The sequence below is a fragment of the uncultured Rhodococcus sp. genome (assembly GCF_963525155.1).
Taxonomy (GTDB): Bacteria; Actinomycetota; Actinomycetes; order Mycobacteriales; family Mycobacteriaceae; genus Rhodococcus_F; species Rhodococcus_F qingshengii.
Genome location: NZ_CAURKP010000298.1, coordinates 1 through 4,307, shown reverse-complemented (window position 1 = coordinate 4,307; position 4,307 = coordinate 1). Strand labels below are relative to the sequence as shown.

Annotated in this window: 8 protein-coding genes; 7 read left to right on the top strand and 1 reads right to left on the bottom strand. The window is 61.8% G+C overall.

Going from position 1 to position 4,307, the window contains the following annotated elements; genetic code table 11:
* The first annotated feature begins 47 nt into the window (after positions 1-47).
* From RWT78_RS28465 to RWT78_RS28455, 3 genes are read left to right on the top strand one after another with little or no spacing between them, the layout of a single operon-like run.
* On the top strand, positions 48-473 hold the full coding sequence (locus RWT78_RS28465; RefSeq protein ID WP_003940708.1) for a DUF1707 domain-containing protein: 426 nt from the start codon (positions 48-50) through the stop codon (positions 471-473).
* Positions 473-823, top strand: a complete 351-nt coding sequence (locus RWT78_RS28460; protein ID WP_003940792.1) for a hypothetical protein — start codon at positions 473-475, stop codon at positions 821-823. Before RWT78_RS28465 ends, RWT78_RS28460 begins: the two co-directional genes overlap by 1 nt.
* Positions 820-1,182 carry a VanZ family protein gene (locus RWT78_RS28455; RefSeq protein ID WP_003940977.1) on the top strand — a complete coding sequence of 121 codons (363 nt, stop codon included), beginning with the start codon at positions 820-822 and terminating at the stop codon, positions 1,180-1,182. The genes RWT78_RS28460 and RWT78_RS28455 overlap by 4 nt, the downstream gene beginning before the upstream one ends.
* Here the strand turns inward: RWT78_RS28455 and RWT78_RS28450 are convergent, their stop codons facing one another.
* Positions 1,183-1,983, bottom strand: a complete 801-nt coding sequence (locus tag RWT78_RS28450; protein ID WP_003941008.1) for a tyrosine-protein phosphatase — start codon at positions 1,981-1,983, stop codon at positions 1,183-1,185.
* Positions 1,984-2,113: 130 nt separating this feature from the next.
* Between RWT78_RS28450 and uraD the strand changes: the two genes are divergently transcribed.
* From uraD to RWT78_RS28430, 4 genes are all read left to right on the top strand, one after another.
* Positions 2,114-2,632, top strand: coding sequence for a 2-oxo-4-hydroxy-4-carboxy-5-ureidoimidazoline decarboxylase (gene uraD / locus RWT78_RS28445; protein WP_030535033.1), 519 nt, complete (start codon positions 2,114-2,116; stop codon positions 2,630-2,632).
* Positions 2,629-2,958, top strand: a complete 330-nt coding sequence (gene uraH / locus RWT78_RS28440; protein ID WP_003940720.1) for a hydroxyisourate hydrolase — start codon at positions 2,629-2,631, stop codon at positions 2,956-2,958. Before uraD ends, uraH begins: the two co-directional genes overlap by 4 nt.
* 64 nt (positions 2,959-3,022) lie before the next feature.
* On the top strand, positions 3,023-3,925 hold the full coding sequence (gene pucL / locus RWT78_RS28435) for a factor-independent urate hydroxylase (RefSeq protein ID WP_037129153.1): 903 nt from the start codon (positions 3,023-3,025) through the stop codon (positions 3,923-3,925).
* Between the two features lie 53 nt (positions 3,926-3,978).
* The coding region (locus tag RWT78_RS28430) for an amidohydrolase family protein (protein WP_314682670.1) at positions 3,979-4,307 on the top strand (329 nt) is incomplete at its 3' end.

The window sequence follows — 4,307 nt, the reverse complement described above, 5'->3', positions numbered from 1 at the left end:
GTCCCCACTACCGGAAAGGCGCACAGTCGTTTGAGTAGGCTGTAACGATGGCTGACGTCCCCGACATTCGCATCGGCACTGCAGAACGCGAGCAGGCACTCGATCTCCTGAGCGAGCACTTCGCCGCAGGCCGCCTCACCGTCACCGAGTTCGACGAGAGAAGCGGAATCGTCAGTGCCGCAACAACTCGCAGTGAACTCGTTCCGGTGTTCGCCGATCTTCCGGGCAACTACCAAGCCCCCGGCACCGCTCCCCTGTCGATGGTGACGCCTCCCGACGCACCGGCGGAGCGAGGCTTCAACCCCGACTGGTCCGGTCGCGTCATGGCCGTCGTCCCGATTCTCGCGGTGATCCTGTTCTTCGTCACCGGTACCTGGTTGTGGTTCCTCGCGATTCCCCTGGCCGGTGCACTGCTGTTCGGTACCGACCGGGAACGCAAAGCCAAGCGCCGCCGCGAGCGGGACTCCGACTGATGGAGCCGATCGAGATCAACGCAGGCGGCTGGTATCTACGCGCACTACGCGCAGACGAGCGTGTGGACGACCGCCCCGCCCTTGCCGATGGTGGTATCACCGACCCCGATTACGTGAGTCAGCGAAGCGCTCAGTGGCACGAAAACAGCGTCTACTCCTGGGCAGTGTGCCAACCCAACACCGGTGAGCTTCTCGCCGAGGTCGTTCTGACGCCTCTCGACTCCACCGCCCTGCTCACCGGCTGGGCCCGCGACGGGCACACCGAGGCGCTCACGACGGCCGCCGACGCCGTCACCAGATTCGCCGAAGGTGCACTCGGACTCGTCGTCGTCGAGGGGCAGACGAATTGAAGAACAACCGATACTGGCCGTTGGCGATCGCCGTGGTCATTGCCCTGATCATGCTCTTCTCCCCGGGTTCCACCGTGCCCTCGAGCCCGGAGAACACCGACAAGATCACTCACACGCTGATGTTCGCGGTATTGGCGATCACCTCGTTGCACGCGCGGATCCCGGTGTGGCTCACGGCTGTTTGGTTGTTGATCTTTGCCGCGACGTCCGAGGTTCTTCAAGCAGCGCTGCCCATTTCGCGTTCCGGTTCGATCTGGGACGGCAGCGCCGACCTGCTCGGCATCGCCATCGGGATCGGTATCGTCAGCCTCTTGACGAGGCGACGAACTTCCCGCCGAGACGAGCCGAGCAGGTCCTGATCAGCTGAGCAGGTTGCTCCGCAATTGGTCCTGGGTCGACGCGTCGATCTTCAAGCCGTCGGTGAAGTAGGCCTCGATGGATCCGTGTACCTGCGCGAGCTCTGCCATCGACGCCTCCAGGTACTCGCGCCTGACACCGAGGACACCCTCGAGCAGGGTCGGGTCGATCCCCTTGGCCTCGAATCGCTCGAGGAGCGGCGCGAACATCGGCAACAAAATCTTGTTGGTTTCGAGGTAGTCCGCGAAGACCGCGTCCTCGGAAGCGCCCAGGAACAGAAGTAACGCGGCGGCGGCCCAACCCGTCCGATCCTTGCCCGTGGTGCAGTGAATGAGTGCCGGCGAGCTGGGCGGCTGGGCCAAGTCGACGAACAGTTGCCGGTACGACGCGACCGCACTCGGCAAGCTCACGAAATCGCGGTAACTTCCCTGAAAGTACTCGAGCGCCTGGCCGCTGCCCAATGCTTCGGCAGCAAACGCCGGGTCGGCGATCATCTGCTGCATCTGAGCCGGAATGGCGCGATACTGCTTGTCCGCCAATACGTCCAGGCCGATTTCTCGGATACCGTCCGGCGTCAGATCCGGTGCCGTCTCGCGTTCGGATTCGGTGCGCAGATCGTAGATCGTGACGATGCCCAGATCGGCGAGGGTCTGTGCGCCGTCCGCACTGAGCGATGCCAGATCGGTGGAACGAAACACGATCCCGGTGCGGACGGTGCCACCGAAGCTCGATTCGGGGCCACCGATGTCTCGGAGGTTCGCCAGGGACGGTACGACGGAAGACAGCTTCGGAGTATCGGTCATACCTGAGAATGTATCGGTCGCCGAGAAACCGTGATCGGGGAAGAGCAGCCGGAGAAATAAGATCGAGACACATCATCTCCCGTAATTGCTGCGCTACAGATCCGTAACATGCTCAAGTAATCCTGTGGACATGCCTACAACGAATTCCAGTGGTCTCGGAGCCTTCGATGCGCTCGGTGACCACCAGGCAGTCGCGGCGCTGCTCGAGTGTTGCCATTCCGCCGTGTGGGCACAGGAAATCGCCTCGTCTCGCCCGTTCGCCGATCTGGAAGCTCTGTTCGACAAAGCAGATGCGGTGCTGGCCGAGCTTCCCGAGTCCGAGATCGACGACGCTCTCTCCGGCCACCCACGAATCGGTGAGCGAAGCGAGAGCGCGGCCTCTACCCGTGAACAGTCGGGAGTCTCGTCGGCGACAGAAGACGTACTCGCGGAACTTCGACGGAAGAACGCCGAGTACGAAGAGACATTCGGCCATGTTTACCTGGTCTGCGCGTCGGGGAAATCTGGAACGGAGCTCCTCGACATCCTTCGAGGTCGTCTCCGAAACGACCCGGCGACCGAGCGTTCCGTGCTTCGAACCGAATTGGCCGCCATCAATCGGATCAGACTCGCCCGTCTGATCGATGCACTCGCCGGAGGCACAGCATGAGCAAGACCCTCAGCACGCACGTTCTCGACGCGACGACGGGCAACCCCGCGGCGGGGATTCGCGTCGAACTTCGTGATCGAGACGGCGCCTCCGTCACCACTGCGGAGACCGACTCCGACGGCCGCATCCCCGAACTTGCTCCCAGTGGCCTGACCGCCGGTCACTACACCCTGACTTTCGACACCGGAACGTATTTCGAGACCAACGGACAAGAAAACTTCTACCCGGAAGTGACAGTGACCTTCCGGGTGGACGACACGGCACGGGGCTATCACGTCCCACTGTTGCTGTCGCCCTTTGCTTATTCCACCTATCGCGGGAGCTGAACACGTGACTACCGAAAACATCACGACCGGCAACATCACAACCGGCAGTACGAACACCGAACGGTTGAGCGGATCGATCGAACTATCGGGTCACCAGTACGGCAAAGCGGAAAATCGAGTAGTCCGAATCTATCGAGACACCCCCCGTCACGAAATTCACGACATCAACGTCTCCACCTGCCTGCGTGGAGATTTCGCCGACGCATACCTCACCGGTGATCAATCGAAGGTTCTGCCGACCGACACGCAGAAACAAACGGCCTACTCCTACGCCAAGGAAAAGGGTCTGATCTCGATCGAGACGTACGGACTCGAACTCGCCCGTCATTTCGTCGACGACATCGAACCGGTCAGTGGCGCGCGGATCGAGATCGAGGAATACGCCTGGGAGCGTGCGATTGTCGACGGCAGCGAACACGACTACACCTGGATTCGGAAGGGTCAGGAAGTTCGGACGGCGTCGATCACCATCTCCGATACCGGGACATGGGTGATCGGCGGCCTGAAGGACCTGGTGATCCTCAAATCGACCGGTAGTGAGTTCTCGGGTTTTCTCGAAGATCCGTACACCGTTCTCGAGCCGACCGACGACCGCGTCATGGCGACGACGTTGGTCGCCCAGTGGCGATTCGTCACCACCGACGTCGACTGGGAATCGGTCTACGCGGGCATCAAGGCACAGATCGTCAAGCAGTTCGCACAGGTACATTCACTCGCCCTGCAGCAGACGCTCTTCCACATCGGCAAGGCGATCCTCGAGGAATTCCCGATCATCGCGGAGGTTCGACTGTCCGCACCCAACAAGCATCATTTCGAATATGCACTCGGCCGCTTCGGAGTGGAGAACGACAACGAGGTGTTCCACGCTGCGGATCGTCCGTACGGCCTGATCCAAGCTGCGGTCAGCCGATCCGACGCACCAGACGCGGGACCGTCGTGGACCACCTACGCCGGTTGGTTGTCGTGACCGAATCAGCTCTCGGGGCAACACTCGTCGTGGCGGGCGCTCATGTGGTCACGATGGACGGCGACCGCTCCGAGTACTCCGACGGCTATGTGGTGATCTCGGGCAACAAGATCGTCGACGTCGGCGCCGGAACGCCACCCGAATACCCGGGTGCGCAAGTGATCGACGGGAGTGGTTGCCTGATCACGCCGGGTCTGGTCAACACACATCATCATCTCTACCAATGGATCACCCGAGGCCTGGCCGCGGACTCGACGCTTTTCGAGTGGCTGACCACCCTGTACCCCGTCTGGGCAGGTATCGACGCCGACGCCGTCCACGTGGCGGCCACCGGCGGCCTCACGTGGTTGGCGAAAACCGGATGTACGACCACCACCGACCA